Below are 17,757 nucleotides of genomic sequence, written 5' to 3' on the forward strand. Positions count from 1 at the left end.
CCGTATGTTGACCGACAAACGGAAACGCCAGGATTTGGCCGGTATGTATTCATTATTGTCAGGTATAAACGTATTCACCAAAAAACTGTTTACCCATAAGTTATGCCCGCACACGTTGCGGAGCAAAATGATTTTTCTGGCAATCATTATCGTTTCTCTGCCTACGCTGATTATCGGCTATCTGGTTGAAACTGAAGGGCGTGATGCCCTATTGCAAGAGAAGAAAGCCAAGCTGTTTGCCGTCACTTCGCTACTGGATAACGCACTGGCAGATAGCTTTACTCTTTATCGTGATCTGCCCAGAGAACAGCGTATTAAGGCGCTGAACCAACATCTGGCACCCGTTACCGATGAAATTACCCGTGCTTTTTCTGGGGTCGGTGCGGGTTACTATAACAAGGCGCTGGACGCCATTATTACCTACGCCCCACAGGCGCAATATGGCAATGCGGTCGGTATTTCGATTAATCCCGATCACCCCGGCCATGACGTGATGGCAAACGGCAAACCACTGGTGAGTAGCGGTACTCAGGTTCGTGGCAACATTATGAATGCCATGATACCCATCAAGCGCGATAACCAGATCCTCGGTTATATCTGGGCCAACGAACTGTCGAATGATATCGATCGGCAGGCGCTGTCGATGGATATCAAAATTATCGTGGTGATCAGCATCGGCTTGTTATTGAGCTTATGGCTAATTATTGCTTTCTCACGCCGTTTTGCCTCTGATATCGATATTATCAAGTCCAGCCTGGCCAATTTATCGCTAAATCTCAACACTGAACTCCCCGCAATGAAGGGAGAAATGGGTGAAATATCCGACAGTGTTAATGCCTTATCCCGCGCCTTGCGGGAAACCAAAACACTTAATGAATTAATCCTTGAAAGTGCCGCCGATGGTGTTATCTCGGTGGATACTAATGGCCGCGTTACCATGATCAACCCAGCAGGGGAGCTTATCACCGGTTACAGCCGCAAAGAACTGATGGGTAAGCCCTATGCGGAAGTATTTGAAAAAATTGACTTTAACAGCCCAGTACTGGATACCTTATTCCGTGGCATAAAACATGTGGCGTTGGAAATTGATTATCCCGGCAAAAAACGCACCATACAGCTCAGTATCAGCACCAGCCAGTTGCATAATGCGCAAGGAGATACCTTGGGTGCGCTGGCAATATTCACCGATTTAACCGCCAGAAAAGAAGTGCAACGCCGCATCGAGCAAGCCGAACGGCTGGCAACGCTAGGGGAATTAATGGCGGGGGTCGCGCATGAAGTTCGCAACCCGTTAACCGCCATCAGCGGCTTTGTTCAAATTCTCAAAGACAGTGAAAAAGACCCACAACGGCTGGAATATACCCATATTATTCTAAAAGAGGTGCAGTCGATTAACCGGGTAATTCAACAACTACTCGACTTCTCCCGCCCGCGCATTGGCCGCTATCATCAGGTTAATCTAAATCAAATTCTAAGAGAAAGCCTGATTCTGGTAAAAACCAAAGGTGTCGAAGCAAGAGTTGATTTTCATGTTCAATTGGATGAAAGTTTATGTGATATTGAAGCCGATGGTGAATTATTAAAACAAGTGCTACTTAATATTCTGATTAATGCTGTCCAGTCCATTGCTGCCAGAGGTGAAATTACTATTTCAACCCAAAAACGGGATGAACATCATCAACAAATAACTATTAAAGATAACGGTTGTGGTATTAGCGATGACATTAAATCGAAAGTTTTTGATCCGTTTTATACCACCAAACCTTCAGGAACCGGATTAGGATTATCCATCAGTCAACGAATTATCACTTCCCACGACGGCGAGATTAGGTTAGAAAGTCAGCCAAATAAAGGAACAACATTTATTATTATACTGCCAGTGAAGCATGGCGCAGGAAACTTATTATGAAAAAATCCTATCGTATTCTGATTGTTGATGATGAAGAAAACGTTCGCCGCATGTTAACCACCGTCTTTAGCCTTGATGGGCATCAACCTATCGGTGCTGCTGACGGGCAGCAAGCACTGGAACTATTCAAACAACAAGCCCCGGATATTGTGCTAATGGATATCCGTATGCCAAAAGTCAGTGGGCTTGAAGCTCTGCAAGTTATGCGGCAAACCCGGCAGGAGACACCGGTAATACTGATGACCGCCTATGCCGCAGTAGAAACAGCCGTAGAGGCGCTGCGTTTGGGCGCATTTGATTATGTAATTAAACCATTTGATTTGGATGAACTGAAAATTATTATCAGCCGCGCGATGCAGTTACAGGAGATGAAACAGGAAATCAATCGCCTGCATCGCGCACTGTCTGATAGCTACCAATGGGGTCGATTACTCACTAACAGCGCCAAAATGATGGAACTTTGCCGCGATACCGCAAAAATTGCGATGAGCCATGCCAGCGTATTGATAACCGGTGAAAGTGGCACCGGTAAGGAACTGATTGCTAAAGCGATTCACTACAATAGCCCGCGCGCCAAAGGCCCATTCATCAAGATAAACTGTGGTGCTCTGCCAGAATCTTTATTAGAAAGTGAGCTGTTCGGCCATGAAAAAGGGGCGTTTACCGGCGCACATATGCAACGCCAGGGTCTATTTGAACGAGCCAATCTTGGCACACTACTGCTCGATGAAGTGGGCGAAATGCCACTCAACCTTCAAGTTAAACTGTTGAGAGTACTGCAAGAAAAAGAGTTTGAACGCTTAGGCGGCAGCCAAACCATTAAAACAGATATCCGTCTTATTGCCGCCACCAACCGGAATCTGGCTGCGATGGTAGAACAAGGCGAGTTCCGGCAAGACCTCTTTTACCGCCTGAATGTCATTCATCTTTCCCCGCTACCGCTGCGGGAAAGGCCTGAAGATATCCCATTATTAGCCAGACACTTCCTGCAAAAATTCAATGCCGAAAATGGTAAAGAAATCATTGAAATAGATGCCAGTGCTCAGGAGATCCTAGATACTTACTCTTGGCCGGGTAATATCCGGGAGTTATCCAATGCGATTGAGCGTGCGGTCATTATGAGTACCGGATTTATCATCTTCCCTGATGACTTGCCTGAACATTTACAGCACAAAACGCATGTTCAGCCCAATGTTAACCGGGGCATATTGACGGAACAGGGATTAAGTTTAAAAGAAAATATCAAAGCTTATGAACGTGAACTTATCTGTGCTGCGCTGGCAAATAATCAGGATAACCGGGTTCAAACCGCACGTGCGTTAGGTATCAGCCGGCGAGCACTGATGTATAAATTACAAGAATATCGCATCGATTCTCAGACACAAACAACCCAATACAATGTATAAATAAATATTAACTGTATTATTTATACTTGTTAAAAATAAAACGCTTGGAATCAAATTTATTTGATAATCAAGCGCTATTTTATTTTGGATTTATTTTTAATCAATAAGAGAAACAAAATGTGCACCCCTGTGCAAGAAATTGCACACTTTCTTGTTAATTAACATCACATCTTATTAACTATATTATTCATATTTAAATTAACCCAACCAATATCAGCGAGTTAATTCCATTCCAGCCAAATTAAAAAATAACATTTTAATTGGCACAGTCGTTGCAATTCCTTAATTGAAACTGTTGTTGGGTATCAAATATAAGGAATAACTATGAAAAGAAAACTCATTGATATTGAGCAGGCTACTGAGTATTTCCGTGATGGCATGACCATTATGATCGGTGGCTTTATGGGGGTCGGTGCACCACCCCGTCTTATTTCCGCATTACTTAACTCTAACGTAAAAGATCTGACCTTAATTAGTACCGATACGGCTTTCGTTGATACCGGCGTCGGGCCGCTGGTCGCCAGCGGTAGAGTGAAGAAAGTCATTGCTTCACATATTGGAACTAACCCAGAAACAGGTCGGCGGATGATATCGGGCGAAATGGAGGTTGAATTAGTTCCACAGGGCACGCTGGCAGAACGTATTCGCTGTGGCGGTGCTGGTCTTGGTGGTTTCCTGACCCCAACAGGAGTAGGCACCGTGGTCGAAGATGGAAAACAAAAAATCACGCTGAATGATATCGAGTACCTGCTGGAACTGCCTCTGCGCGCTGATCTGGCACTGGTTCGCGCCCACCTTAGCGACTATCAGGGCAACCTGACCTACCAATTAAGTGCCCGTAACTTCAACCCACTGATGGCACTGGCTGCCGACATTGTTATCGCAGAGCCAGAATCTGTAGTGGATATCGGCAGTATTACTCCTGACTGCGTTATTACCCCCGCCGCATTGATTGACCACATTGTCTGCCCGCAGGAGAACCAATAATGAACGCTAAAGAACTTATCGCTCGCCGCGTCGCCCTTGAACTGCACGATGGTGACATTGTGAATCTGGGCATTGGGTTACCGACTCAAGTGGTCAATTATTTACCAACCGATATTCATATCACCCTGCAATCTGAAAATGGCTTTCTTGGTTTAGCGCCAGTGACCGAAGCGCACCCTAATCTGGTCAACGCGGGCGGCTTGCCCTGCGGCATTTTGCCGGGTGGGGCCGCCTTTGACAGCGCATTCTCTTTTGCGCTAATTCGTGGCGGGCATGTCGATGTCAGTGTACTCGGTGGTCTACAAGTCGATCAGAAGGCAAATCTCGCCAACTGGATGGTTCCAGGGAAAATGGTCCCTGGGATGGGGGGGGCGATGGATCTGGTTACGGGGGCACGGCGGGTGATCATTGCGATGGAGCATTGCGCAAAAGATGGCTCTTCCAAGATCCTCAAGCACTGTTCATTACCGCTGACAGCTAAGAATAAAGTCAGCATGGTGGTGACCGAGCTGGCTGTCTTCAGCTTCGAACAAGGCAAATTGGTACTTAAAGAACATGCACCGGGAGTGCTCCTTGAAACGATCACGGCCAAAACTGATGCTGAGTTCTCAGTGTCACCTGACTTAAAAGTCATGCCAGTTGCACTAGAGGAAGGTGTCATATGATTGGCCGCATCTCCCGTTTTTTAACTGGTTTCGTTAGCCGTTATCTGCCTGACCCCCTGATTTTCGCCATGCTACTGACGATGCTGACCTTTGGTATCGCACTGGCACTCACCCCACATACACCGGTTGAAATGGTACATATGTGGGGGGATGGTTTCTGGAATCTGCTGGGATTCGGCATGCAGATGGCGCTGATTATCGTCACTGGCCATGCTCTGGCAACGTCGGCCCCCGTTAAACGCATCCTGACACTCACCGCTTCCGTTGCCAAAACACCGGTTCAGGGCGTGATGTTGGTAACCTTCCTCGGTTCGGTGGCCTGCGTCATCAACTGGGGATTCGGTTTGGTGGTCGGCGCGATGTTTGCCCGCGAGGTAGCCCGCCGTGTGCCCGGTTCTGATTATCCACTGCTAATTGCCTGTGCTTACATCGGCTTTCTGACCTGGGGCGGTGGTTTCTCCGGTTCTATGCCGCTGCTAGCCGCCACACCGGGTAATCCGGTGGAGCATATTGCCGGTTTGATTCCGGTTTCAGAGACACTGTTCACCGGTTACAACCTGTTTATCACTTTGGGCCTAATCCTCATCATGCCCTTCGTTACCCGCATGATGATGCCGAAACCCCATGAAGTGGTGAGTGTTGACCCGGCGTTGCTGGCAGAAGAACCTAGCTTCCAAAAAACCTTGTCTGCTGATGCGCCAATCGCAGAGAAGATGGAAGAAAGCCGTATTATCGCCTTTATCATTGGTGCTCTCGGCATTGCCTATCTGGGCATGAACTTCTGGGAAAAAGGCTTCAATATCACCATTAACACCGTAAACATGATGTTTATGATTGCGGGTATTTTGCTGCACAAAACCCCAATGGCCTATATGCGCGCTATCTCTGCCGCAGCCAAGAGCACTGCGGGTATTTTGGTTCAATTCCCGTTCTATGCCGGTATCCAGCTAATGATGGAGCACTCCGGTCTCGGTGGTTTGATTACCGAATTCTTTATCAATGTCGCCACTAAAGACACCTTCCCGATCATGACCTTCTTCAGCTCTGCACTGATTAACTTTGCCGTGCCATCGGGTGGCGGTCACTGGGTTATCCAAGGACCATTCGTTATTCCTGCGGCTCAAGCGCTGGGGGCCGATTTAGGTAAATCCGTGATGGCTATCGCCTATGGCGAGCAGTGGATGAACATGGCGCAACCGTTCTGGGCGCTACCCGCATTGGCCATTGCCGGTTTGGGGGTCCGGGACATTATGGGCTACTGCGTCACCGCCCTGCTGTTCTCTGGCGTCATATTTATTATCGGCCTCACCCTCATCTAGCATCTTCATATAAGGAATTGATATGGATAACATCGTTATTGTCAGTGCCGTACGCACGGCGATTGGGAGTTTTAATGGCGCATTGGCACCGGTTAGCGCGGTCGATTTAGGTTCAATCGTACTCCGTGAAGCCATGGCCAGAGCCGGTATCAGCGGTGATAATGTTGATGAAGTCATTTTGGGTAATGTACTTCAAGCTGGATTGGGCCAAAACCCTGCGCGGCAGGCTCTATTGAAAAGCGGAATACCTGATACCGTCAGTGCCTACACCGTCAATAAAGTGTGTGGCTCTGGTTTGAAAAGCGTGGCATTAGCGGCTCAGGCAATTTTAGCCGGCGATGCCCAGACCATTATCGCCGGTGGTATGGAGAACATGAGCCAGGCACCTTACCTGATGGATAGCAAAGCACGCTGGGGCTATCGACTGGGTGATGGCCAGCTATTTGACGTGATCTTAAAAGACGGTTTGATGTGTGCCACCCATGATTACCATATGGGTATCACGGCAGAAAATGTCGCAAAAGAATATGGCATTAGTCGTGAAGCACAAGATGCGCTGGCGTTAGCATCACAGCAGAAAGCTGTAGCCGCTATCTCAAGCGGTGCTTTCGCACAAGAGATTGTGCCAGTGACAGTGAAAAACAGGAAAGGCGACATCACTGTAGATACCGATGAGTTCCCTAAGGCCGGTACCACGGCGGAAGGTTTGGCAAAATTGCGCCCGGCGTTTAGTAAAGATGGCACCGTTACCGCAGGCAACGCGTCGGGTATTAATGATGGTGCGGCTGCATTGGTGGTGATGTCAGAAAGCCGCGCCAGGCAGTTAGGCTTGACTCCACTAGCCCGTATCCGAGGTTATGCCAGTGGCGGCGTAGCCCCAGCCTTGATGGGCATGGGGCCAGTACCGGCAACCCTTAATGTGCTGAAAAAAACCGGGTTGGCGCTATCCGATATTGATTTGATTGAAGCCAACGAAGCTTTCGCCGCGCAGTTCTTGGCGGTAGGTAAAACATTGGGGTTCGATGCAGAAAAGGTTAACGTCTACGGCGGTGCCATCGCACTAGGGCACCCAATCGGCGCCAGCGGTGCACGAATTCTGGTTACGCTGCTGCACGCCTTGCAAGCCCGCAATAAAACCTTGGGGCTGGCAACACTGTGTATCGGCGGAGGGCAAGGTACAGCAATGATTATTGAGCGGCTGAATTAATTATTTCACACCCAATCAAGGCATAGCGAGCTAAGTCAATCTGAGTACGCCCTGCGCAGAGGGCCTCCTCGTGCACACGCAGTACACGAGGAGGCCGAGCACTGCGCAAACCCAAAATCCGCACGCACAGTAGCCGCTAATCTACCCCAATCAAGGCGTAGCGAGCGAAAGGAGTTTGGGTGCGCACTGCGCGCAGAACCCGGAGCGTATATGTAATACGTGAGGAGTTCGAGCACAGCGCAAACCCAAAATCCGCACGCGTAGTAGCCGTCAAGAGATCACCCGCTGGGAGAAGCGCTGCTTCCGACGATAGGCAAAAACATCCTCCACATGCCCGTCCTTAATGCGTTGCTGCAACCCACGCCAATAGCTGGCGTGAAACAGGTCGCTGTGCATCTCTTCAAAAAAATGCCGTACTTTCAAATCTGTGCATAAGAAATGACGAAACTCTTCGGGGAATACATCATTGGGCGATACGCTATACCACGGCTCGCTGGCCATCTCATCCTCTGGGTAGCGCGGTGGCGGAATATCGCGGAAATTCACCTCTGTCATGTAGCAAATTTCATCATAATCGTAGAACACCACGCGACCATGGCGGGTCACACCAAAGTTCTTAAATAACATATCACCGGGGAAGATATTTGCCGCAGCCAACTGCTTAATGGCATTACCGTACTCCTCAATAGCATCCTTTAGTTGTTGATCATTAGCCTGCTCCATATAAAGGTTCAATGGCGTCATCCGCCGCTCCATATAGAGATGCTTAATAATGATTTGATCGCCTAAATCTTCCAGTTTTTCCGGTACTTCCTGTTGCAGCTCGGCCAGTAATTCCGGGCTGATACGGTGTTTATCAATGACAAAATTCTCATACTCTTGAGTATCCGCCATGCGCCCGACGCGGTCGTGCTCTTTAACCAGTTGATAGCACTCTAAAACTCGCGCCTGGCTGACCTCTTTTTGCGGCGCAAATTGATCTTTAATCACCTTAAATACCCGATCAAATGACGGCAGAGTAAACACCAGCATCACCATGCCCTTCACCCCTGGGGCGATAATAAACTGTTCACTGGATTGATGAACAAAGGTGAGATATTCACGATAACTTTCAGTTTTGCCGTGCTTCTGGCAACCAATTGCCATATACAGTTCAGCCGTCGATTTACCCGGTAATATTTCCCGCAGCCATTCCACCATTGCCGCAGGCAACGGGGCATAGACCATAAAGTAAGAGCGAGCAAAGCCGAATACAATGCTGGCCTCCGCTTTACTGGTAAGGCAAGTATCAATAAATAGGGCACCAGATTCATTGTGATGGATGGGGAGCAGGAAGGGATAAACTCCCTCAGCCAACCGCAGTTTACCCACTAACCAAGCCGCTTTATTGCGGTAAAACAGCTCATTGGCGATTTGAAAGCGAGCACCTCTCAGTTGCTCATCAGGGAATGCTTGCTGAAGTGCAGCAGTGATATAGCCGATATCACGCGGCAGATCTTCCCACGGCAAACGCAGCGGCAAATCACTGAGAACGGTCTGTAACATGCCACTCAGATCCCCTTTTGGGGAGAAATCGCGCGCTAACGGGCGTGGGATCTCACGAAAACGCTGTTCGGGTTGTGAGCTAAAAACAAACAACTTATCCGGCGTTAAATCACGGTGCTTAAACAAGCGGCAGTAAACAGAATTAAAAAAGCTCTCCGCAATTTCAAAACGTGGGTAATCCGGCAACAACTCGGTGTAGATCTCTTTTACCCGCGCCAGAAATTCTGCATCAAAACAGCGCTGATCGGTGATGTGCTTCAGTTGCTCAACCACCAGACCGACATGGTGGTCGTAGAGGTGAATACGCTTCTTCATCGCTTGCTGAACGGCATGCCAGTCCGCCTGCTCAAAGCGGTGCTGAGCGCTGGCAGTGACCTCTAGAAAGCGGCCATATTGTGCATCGAACCCCTGCAAGATCGTCTGAGCGATTAATCGTTCCAGTTTTACCGCCATACTCACCCCCGCCATACGGAACAGAGCCTGCATATGCAGGCTCCTGATAAGACACGCGTTCAGTCAAACCGCATTTAGAATTGCTGTTCTTCCGTCGAACCAGTCAGTGCAGTGACTGATGACTCACCACCCTGAATGATATTGGTGACTTTATCGAAGTAGCCAGTACCCACTTCTTGCTGATGGGATGCAAAAGTATAGCCGCGCTCAACGGATGCAAATTCTGGCTGCTGCACTTTCTCAACATAGTGCTTCATACCCTCGCCCTGTGCATAAGCATGGGCCAGATCAAACATGTTGAACCACATGCTGTGGATGCCTGCCAGGGTAATAAACTGGTATTTGTAACCCATCGCCGACAGATCATCCTGGAAGCTGGCAATCTGCTGGTCGGTCAGATTCTTTTTCCAGTTAAATGATGGCGAGCAGTTATAAGCCAATAACTTGCCAGGGAATTTCGCATGAATCGCCTGCGCGAAGCGTTTAGCCAGTTCCAGATCCGGCGTAGACGTTTCACACCAGACTAAATCGGCGTAAGGGGCATAGGCCAGACCACGGCTGATCGCTTGCTCGATACCAGCATGTGTGCGGAAGAACCCCTCGGCTGTGCGCTCGCCGGTCACGAATTCATTGTCATAAGGGTCGCAATCAGAAGTCAGTAAATCAGCAGCATCAGCATCAGTACGGGCAATCAACAAGGTTGGTACACCCAGTACATCGGCGGCTAAACGGGCAGCAACCAATTTTTGAATCGCTTCTTGGGTCGGCACCAACACCTTACCGCCCATATGACCACATTTCTTCACCGCAGCCAGTTGGTCTTCGAAATGCACCCCCGCCGCGCCTGCTTCAATCATGGCTTTCATCAATTCAAAAGCATTCAGCACACCACCAAAACCAGCTTCAGCATCAGCGACAATCGGCAGGAAATAGTCGGTATACCCTTTGCTACCCGGTTCAATATTATTCGACCACTGAATCTGATCCGCGCGGCGGAAGCTATTATTAATTCTTTTAACCACCGCAGGGACGGAGTCGACTGGATATAACGACTGATCGGGATACATGCTAGAGGCAGTATTCGCATCAGCGGCAACCTGCCAGCCCGACAGATAAATCGCCTCAACACCGGCTTTAGCTTGTTGCAGAGCCTGACCACCGGTTAACGCGCCGAGACAGTTGATATACCCTTTGCGCGCACCACCATGCAGTAATTCCCACAGTTTTTGCGCGCCGTGCTGCGCCAGCGTGCATTCAGGATTCACAGAACCGCGCAGTTTAATCACTTCCTCTGCGCTATATGGTCGGGTGATACCTTTCCAGCGCGGCGATTTCCATTCCTGCTCTAACTGCTGAATTTGTTGAGTACGAGAGGTAGTCATGGCGATATTCCTTATTATTCAATTTTGTAGGGTTAAATAGGGTGTGATACCCAAAGTCATTGGAGTTGCAGGTAGGCAGCAAGCGAACGAATCCCGATGAGCTGACACAAGTCAGTGATTCGGGTGAGCGAACGTAGCTAACACCGCTGCGGCTTCAAGGACGAAGGGTGTTTTAGGCCAGTAATGCATAGCCTGGTAGCGTCAGGAAGTCGATAAGCTCGTCTTGTGTTGTAATTCGCTCCATCAGACGCGCGGCTTCTTCAAACCGCCCGCCATCAAAGCGCTCTGCGCCAAGCTCAAGCTTCACTACCTGCATTTCTTCACTCAACATGCTGCGGAACAGCTCTTTGGTCACCGTCTGCCCGTTACTTAGACTTTTCTGATGATGGATCCATTGCCAAATAGAAGTACGCGAAATCTCTGCTGTTGCAGCATCTTCCATCAGCCCATAAATCGGCACGCAGCCATTGCCAGAGATCCATGCCTCAATGTATTGCACTGCCACTCGGATATTGGCTCGCATCCCTTCGTCAGTACGATCACCAGTACAAGGCTCCAATAACTCAGCAGCCGTGATCGGTTTATCCTGCTCACGCGTGACCTCTAACTGATTTGGCCGTGAACCTAATACCCGATTGAAAACGTCCATCACGGTATCGGCCAACCCTGGGTGCGCAACCCAAGTACCGTCATGACCATTGCTGGCTTCCAACTCTTTATCAGCGCGAACTTTATCCAGTACCAGAGCATTCTTTTCTGCATCTTTATTCGGGATAAAGGCCGCCATACCGCCCATCGCCAACGCGCCACGCTTATGACATGTTTTGATTAACAGGCGAGAGTAGGCGCTGAGGAAAGGCTTCGTCATCGTGACTGACTGACGATCCGGCAATACACGATCACTGTGATTCTTCAGCGTTTTGATATAACTAAAGATATAGTCCCATCGGCCACAATTGAGAGCAACAATATGGTGGCGCAGGTGGTAGAGGATCTCGTCCATCTGGAATACTGCGGGCAATGTTTCAATTAATACCGTGGCTTTGATGGTGCCTTGTGGTAAATCGAAACGTTGCTCAGTAAAGTTGAAAACATCACTCCACCAGGCAGCTTCCTGATATGACTGCATTTTTGGTAAATAGAAATAAGGACCGCTACCTTTGGCCAATAATTGCTTATAGTTATGGTAGAAATACAATGCGAAATCGAATAAGCCTCCGGGGATTGCTTCCCCTTGCCATTTAACATGTTTCTCTGGCAAGTGCAGGCCACGAACCCGGGCAATCAATACGGCGGGATTGGATTCTAGCTGATAAATTTTGCCCGATTCATTCGCATAAGAAATCGTGCCTTTTACCGCATCGTGCAGGTTAATTTGGCCATCGATAACCTTGTCCCAGCTCGGTGCTAATGAATCTTCAAAATCAGCCATAAAGACTTTCACATTGGCATTGAGGGCATTAATCACCATTTTGCGCTCAACCGGCCCAGTGATTTCCACTCTGCGATCACGTAAGTCTGTAGGGATACCCTGAATTTTCCAATCACCATTACGAATGGAATTAGTTTCCGAAATAAAATCAGGCAAAGCTCCCTGGTCTATGGCATGTTGCCAGGAAACCCGTGCAGCAAGGAGTTTGTTCCTCGGCTCAGCAAATTTCACCACCAATTCGGTCAAAAATTCGATGGCCTCATCTGGCAAAACCTGTCGCTCAGCAGCATTAAAATGCTGTGTGAAAACTAACTCAGTGCCAACTAACTGTTGTGTCATTACCCTTCCCCTTACCAATCTCACGTCGTTCACATCAACGCTAACGCAGCGTCACTATTGGATTCTTATCGGGTAATGCCTTCCGGCTGGAAATTTAAGGCTGAATTTCATGGTTATTTTTCACCCCGACAGGACTAAGAATAATCAATTAATTACTAAAATCAAAAACGATTTCCATTTTTATTTAAAATAATTTTTTAATCTTTATTTATCATATTGTTAACATAAATGCATGTTATCGATAGATAGGAATAAGATTCCATTATTGATAGATAAGAGAGATAACTCCTTATTTAACAAAGAGATCAAACCAGTTAGAGAGGTGATAATCAGCACTTAGGAGGGTAGGAACAGACCGGCGGCTTCGATTCAGCCGCCTTTATTAACATTTGAGGTGATAAAAATTCAGTCGAGCGTCGGATTCATATGACGTAAATCAAATGGTGTAATTTGGTACACATAGTAGTTCAGCCAGTTAGCAAACAGCAGATGACCATGACTGCGCCACGATGCTTTGGGTGGTAAAGAGGCATTGTCATCCGGGAAGTAATTAATTGGAACTTGTGGGTTAAGGCCAGCAGCCACATCACGCTGGTATTCACCTGCTAGCGTATCGACATCGTATTCAGGATGGCCGGTAACAAAAGCCACTCGCTTGTCTTTACTGGCAAACAAATAGGCTCCAGCCTCTTCTGATGAGACTAATATATCCAAATCTGTATATTGCTTAAGCACCTCAAGCGGGAAATCAGCATAGCGAGAATGAGGTGCCAGGAATGTTTCATCAAACCCTCGAGTGAGCAGCGCCAGTGGCTCTCGAGTTTGATGCTGGTAAATACCAGAAAGTTTGACCTCACGAGTCATCTTAGGAATGCCATACAGGATATTTAATGCCGCCTGTACCGCCCAGCATACGAACAAGGTTGAGGTTACGTGGTTCTTTGCCCAAGCAATAATACGCTCGATCTGTGGCCAATATGCAACATCACAAAAATCAACTAAACCGAGGGGAGCGCCAGTCACGATCAACCCATCAAAATTCTGGTCTTGAATATCTTCAAAATCACAATAGAAGTTGTTCAGATGCTCTGCTGGCGTATTTTTTGACTCACGGCTATCAATTCGCAGCAATTGGATATCAATCTGTAAGGGTGAGTTAGAGAGTAAACGTAGGAATTGATTCTCCGTCTCAATTTTCTTAGGCATTAGATTCAGAACCAACACCTTCAGGGGACGAATTTCCTGAGTTTTCGCCCGCGATGAGGTCATCACAAAGACATTCTCATTGCGTAAGAAATTCACTGCGGGTAATTCATCAGGAACCCTAATTGGCATGCCTATATCCTCAATATATCCATTTATACGTTTAGACTTCTAGATGCCTGAAGATAGCGGGTTTTCAGTAAAAAGTCGAGTGATCTGCCACAACCTGAAAATGTTTCATTACCACCATCTCAATAGCACTTGGTGCAGTGAACAGTCGGCATATATTTTCGATACTGCCAAAATGCAAAAACCCTCTACAAATGTAGAGGGTTATCATTTTCTATGACGTTATTTTTGAGGGCTATATGCGATTTAGCCACATTTTCAGCATGCAACATACTTGTCACTAAAATCTGTTCTCGGATAGCACAAAAGCAAAAACCCCACGCTTTTGGCATGGGGTCTTTACTTGATTTGATACCTGGCAGTGTCCTACTCTCGCATGGGGAGACCCCACACTACCATCGGCGCTACGGCGTTTCACTTCTGAGTTCGGCATGGGGTCAGGTGGGACCACCGCGCTATTGCCGCCAGGTAAATTCTTTTCTACTACTACCGAACTTTAACCCATGTTACTGGTGCTGATACCCAGAGTCGAACTGGGGACCTCACCCTTACCAAGGGTGCGCTCTACCAACTGAGCCATATCAGCACAACTAAATTTGATGCCTGGCAGTGTCCTACTCTCGCATGGGGAGACCCCACACTACCATCGGCGCTACGGCGTTTCACTTCTGAGTTCGGCATGGGATCAGGTGGGACCACCGCGCTAAGGCCGCCAGGCAAATTCTGTCTAAACTAACCCGCTATATGTCTCCATACAGCCAGCCAGCCCAATCTCGGAACGTCGCTGAAAATATCAATATCTCTCAAACACAAAACACCTTTGGTGTTGTAAGGTTAAGCCTCACGGATCATTAGTACTGGTTAGCTCAATACATCGCTGCACTTACACACCCAGCCTATCAACGTCATAGTCTTTAACGTTCCTTCAGGGGGCTTAAAGCCCCAGGGAAGACTCATCTCGAGGCAAGTTTCCCGCTTAGATGCTTTCAGCGGTTATCTCTTCCGAATTTAGCTACCGGGCAATGCCATTGGCATGACAACCCGAACACCAGTGATTCGTCCACTCCGGTCCTCTCGTACTAGGAGCAGCCCCTCTCAATCTTCCAACGCCCACGGCAGATAGGGACCGAACTGTCTCACGACGTTCTAAACCCAGCTCGCGTACCACTTTAAATGGCGAACAGCCATACCCTTGGGACCTACTTCAGCCCCAGGATGTGATGAGCCGACATCGAGGTGCCAAACACCGCCGTCGATATGAACTCTTGGGCGGTATCAGCCTGTTATCCCCGGAGTACCTTTTATCCGTTGAGCGATGGCCCTTCCATTCAGAACCACCGGATCACTAAGACCTACTTTCGTACCTGCTCGAGCCGTCACTCTCGCAGTCAAGCTAGCTTATGCCTTTGCACTAACCTCACGATGTCCGACCGTGATTAGCTAACCTTCGTGCTCCTCCGTTACTCTTTGGGAGGAGACCGCCCCAGTCAAACTACCCACCAGACACTGTCCTCACCCCGGATTACGGGGCCGAGTTAGAACATCAAACATTAAAGGGTGGTATTTCAAGGTTGGCTCCATGCAGACTGGCGTCCACACTTCAATGCCTCCCACCTATCCTACACATCAAGGCTCAATGTTCAGTGTCAAGCTATAGTAAAGGTTCACGGGGTCTTTCCGTCTTGCCGCGGGTACACTGCATCTTCACAGCGAGTTCAATTTCACTGAGTCTCGGGTGGAGACAGCCTGGCCATCATTACGCCATTCGTGCAGGTCGGAACTTACCCGACAAGGAATTTCGCTACCTTAGGACCGTTATAGTTACGGCCGCCGTTTACTGGGGCTTCGATCAAGAGCTTCGCCTTGCGGCTGACCCCATCAATTAACCTTCCAGCACCGGGCAGGCGTCACACCGTATACGTCCACTTTCGTGTTTGCACAGTGCTGTGTTTTTATTAAACAGTTGCAGCCAGCTGGTATCTGCGACTGGCTTCGGCGCCGAGAGCAAGTCTCTTTACCTAATGCCAGCGTGCCTTCTCCCGAAGTTACGGCACCATTTTGCCTAGTTCCTTCACCCGAGTTCTCTCAAGCGCCTGAGTATTCTCTACCTGACCACCTGTGTCGGTTTGGGGTACGATTTAATGTTACCTGATGCTTAGAGGCTTTTCCTGGAAGCTTGGCATCAACTACTTCACCACCGTAGTGGCTCGTCATCACACCTCAGCGTTGATAAGCAACCGGATTTACCAAGTCACTCCGCCTACATGCTTAAACCGGGACAACCGTCGCCCGGCTAGCCTAGCCTTCTCCGTCCCCCCTTCGCAGTAACACCAAGTACAGGAATATTAACCTGTTTCCCATCGACTACGCTTTTCAGCCTCGCCTTAGGGGTCGACTCACCCTGCCCCGATTAACGTTGGACAGGAACCCTTGGTCTTCCGGCGTGCGGGCTTTTCACCCGCATTATCGTTACTTATGTCAGCATTCGCACTTCTGATACCTCCAGCAACCCTCACAAGTCACCTTCAACGGCTTACAGAACGCTCCCCTACCCAACAACGCCTAAGCGTCGCTGCCGCAGCTTCGGTGCATGGTTTAGCCCCGTTACATCTTCCGCGCAGGCCGACTCGACCAGTGAGCTATTACGCTTTCTTTAAATGATGGCTGCTTCTAAGCCAACATCCTGGCTGTCTATGCCTTCCCACATCGTTTCCCACTTAACCATGACTTTGGGACCTTAGCTGGCGGTCTGGGTTGTTTCCCTCTTCACGACGGACGTTAGCACCCGCCGTGTGTCTCCCGTGATAACATTCTTCGGTATTCGGAGTTTGCATCGGTTTGGTAAGCCGGGGTGGCCCCCTAGCCGAAACAGTGCTCTACCCCCGAAGATGAGTTCACGAGGCGCTACCTAAATAGCTTTCGGGGAGAACCAGCTATCTCCCGGTTTGATTGGCCTTTCACCCCCAGCCACAAGTCATCCGCTAATTTTTCAACATTAGTCGGTTCGGTCCTCCAGTTAGTGTTACCCAACCTTCAACCTGCCCATGGCTAGATCACCGGGTTTCGGGTCTATACCTTGCAACTAGACGCCCAGTTAAGACTCGGTTTCCCTACGGCTCCCCTATTCGGTTAACCTTGCTACAAAATATAAGTCGCTGACCCATTATACAAAAGGTACGCAGTCACACCACGAAGGTGCTCCCACTGCTTGTACGTACACGGTTTCAGGTTCTATTTCACTCCCCTCGCCGGGGTTCTTTTCGCCTTTCCCTCACGGTACTGGTTCACTATCGGTCAGTCAGGAGTATTTAGCCTTGGAGGATGGTCCCCCATATTCAGACAGGATGTCACGTGTCCCGCCCTACTCATCGAGTTCACAGCAAGTGTGCTTTTGTGTACGGGACTATCACCCTGTACCGTGCGACTTTCCAGACGCTTCCACTAGCACACAAACTGATTCAGACTCTGGGCTCTTCCCCGTTCGCTCGCCGCTACTGGGGGAATCTCGGTTGATTTCTTTTCCTCGGGGTACTTAGATGTTTCAGTTCCCCCGGTTCGCCTTGCATGGCTATGTATTCACCATGCAATAGTGCAACGAATTGCACTGGGTTTCCCCATTCGGGTATCGTCGGTTGTAACGCTTCATATCAGCTTACCGACGCTTTTCGCAGATTAGCACGCCCTTCATCGCCTCTGACTGCCTAGGCATCCACCGTGTACGCTTAGTCGCTTAACCTCACAACCCAAAGATGTTTTTTCGTTATTGGTGTGGCTGTGAACA

10 protein-coding genes, 1 tRNA gene and 3 rRNA genes are annotated in these 17,757 nt (G+C 48.7%); 6 read left to right on the forward strand and 8 right to left on the reverse strand.

The window, feature by feature from the left end; genetic code table 11:
- The first annotated feature begins 4 nt into the window (after positions 1 to 4).
- From atoS to A6J67_RS01520, 6 genes are all read left to right on the forward strand, one after another.
- Complete coding sequence (gene atoS / locus A6J67_RS01495) at positions 5 to 1,909, forward strand: two-component system sensor histidine kinase AtoS (RefSeq protein ID WP_105165805.1); 1,905 nt, start codon at positions 5 to 7, stop codon at positions 1,907 to 1,909.
- Entirely contained in the window at positions 1,906 to 3,315 is a 1,410-nt protein-coding gene (gene atoC, locus A6J67_RS01500; protein WP_042568971.1) for an acetoacetate metabolism transcriptional regulator AtoC, read from the forward strand. The genes atoS and atoC overlap by 4 nt, the downstream gene beginning before the upstream one ends.
- 324 nt (positions 3,316 to 3,639) lie before the next feature.
- Positions 3,640 to 4,302, forward strand: coding sequence for an acetate CoA-transferase subunit alpha (gene atoD / locus A6J67_RS01505; protein ID WP_032820473.1), 663 nt, complete (start codon positions 3,640 to 3,642; stop codon positions 4,300 to 4,302).
- Positions 4,302 to 4,967: a 3-oxoacid CoA-transferase subunit B gene (locus tag A6J67_RS01510; RefSeq protein WP_005191522.1), complete on the forward strand. Its 666-nt coding sequence runs from the start codon at positions 4,302 to 4,304 to the stop codon at positions 4,965 to 4,967. Before atoD ends, A6J67_RS01510 begins: the two co-directional genes overlap by 1 nt.
- Positions 4,964 to 6,286, forward strand: coding sequence for a TIGR00366 family protein (locus A6J67_RS01515; protein ID WP_032907688.1), 1,323 nt, complete (start codon positions 4,964 to 4,966; stop codon positions 6,284 to 6,286). The genes A6J67_RS01510 and A6J67_RS01515 overlap by 4 nt, the downstream gene beginning before the upstream one ends.
- 22 nt (positions 6,287 to 6,308) lie before the next feature.
- Positions 6,309 to 7,493, forward strand: a complete 1,185-nt coding sequence (locus tag A6J67_RS01520) for an acetyl-CoA C-acetyltransferase (RefSeq protein ID WP_005191525.1) — start codon at positions 6,309 to 6,311, stop codon at positions 7,491 to 7,493.
- Positions 7,494 to 7,763: 270 nt separating this feature from the next.
- On the opposite strand, the gene aceK is transcribed toward A6J67_RS01520, so the two are convergent.
- The 8 genes from aceK to A6J67_RS01560 form a co-directional block, all read right to left on the reverse strand.
- A complete protein-coding gene (gene aceK / locus A6J67_RS01525; protein WP_032907695.1) occupies positions 7,764 to 9,491 on the reverse strand; it encodes a bifunctional isocitrate dehydrogenase kinase/phosphatase in 1,728 nt (575 codons plus the stop codon).
- A gap of 74 nt (positions 9,492 to 9,565) precedes the next feature.
- Positions 9,566 to 10,873 carry an isocitrate lyase gene (aceA, locus tag A6J67_RS01530; protein WP_005191530.1) on the reverse strand — a complete coding sequence of 436 codons (1,308 nt, stop codon included), beginning with the start codon at positions 10,871 to 10,873 and terminating at the stop codon, positions 9,566 to 9,568.
- Between the two features lie 172 nt (positions 10,874 to 11,045).
- On the reverse strand, positions 11,046 to 12,644 hold the full coding sequence (gene aceB / locus A6J67_RS01535) for a malate synthase A (protein ID WP_042568969.1): 1,599 nt from the start codon (positions 12,642 to 12,644) through the stop codon (positions 11,046 to 11,048).
- Positions 12,645 to 13,049: 405 nt separating this feature from the next.
- Entirely contained in the window at positions 13,050 to 13,979 is a 930-nt protein-coding gene (metA, locus tag A6J67_RS01540; protein WP_005191534.1) for a homoserine O-acetyltransferase MetA, read from the reverse strand.
- Positions 13,980 to 14,329: 350 nt separating this feature from the next.
- Positions 14,330 to 14,445: ribosomal RNA gene (rrf, locus tag A6J67_RS01545) — 5S ribosomal RNA — on the reverse strand.
- 41 nt (positions 14,446 to 14,486) lie between these two features.
- Positions 14,487 to 14,562 (reverse strand) — tRNA-Thr (locus A6J67_RS01550).
- Between the two features lie 15 nt (positions 14,563 to 14,577).
- A 5S ribosomal RNA gene (gene rrf, locus A6J67_RS01555) occupies positions 14,578 to 14,693 on the reverse strand.
- Positions 14,694 to 14,806: 113 nt separating this feature from the next.
- Positions 14,807 to 17,712, reverse strand: a 23S ribosomal RNA gene (locus A6J67_RS01560).
- Positions 17,713 to 17,757 lie beyond the last annotated feature (45 nt).

This window comes from Yersinia sp. FDAARGOS_228 (assembly GCF_002073315.2).
Lineage (GTDB): Bacteria > Pseudomonadota > Gammaproteobacteria > Enterobacterales > Enterobacteriaceae > Yersinia > Yersinia intermedia.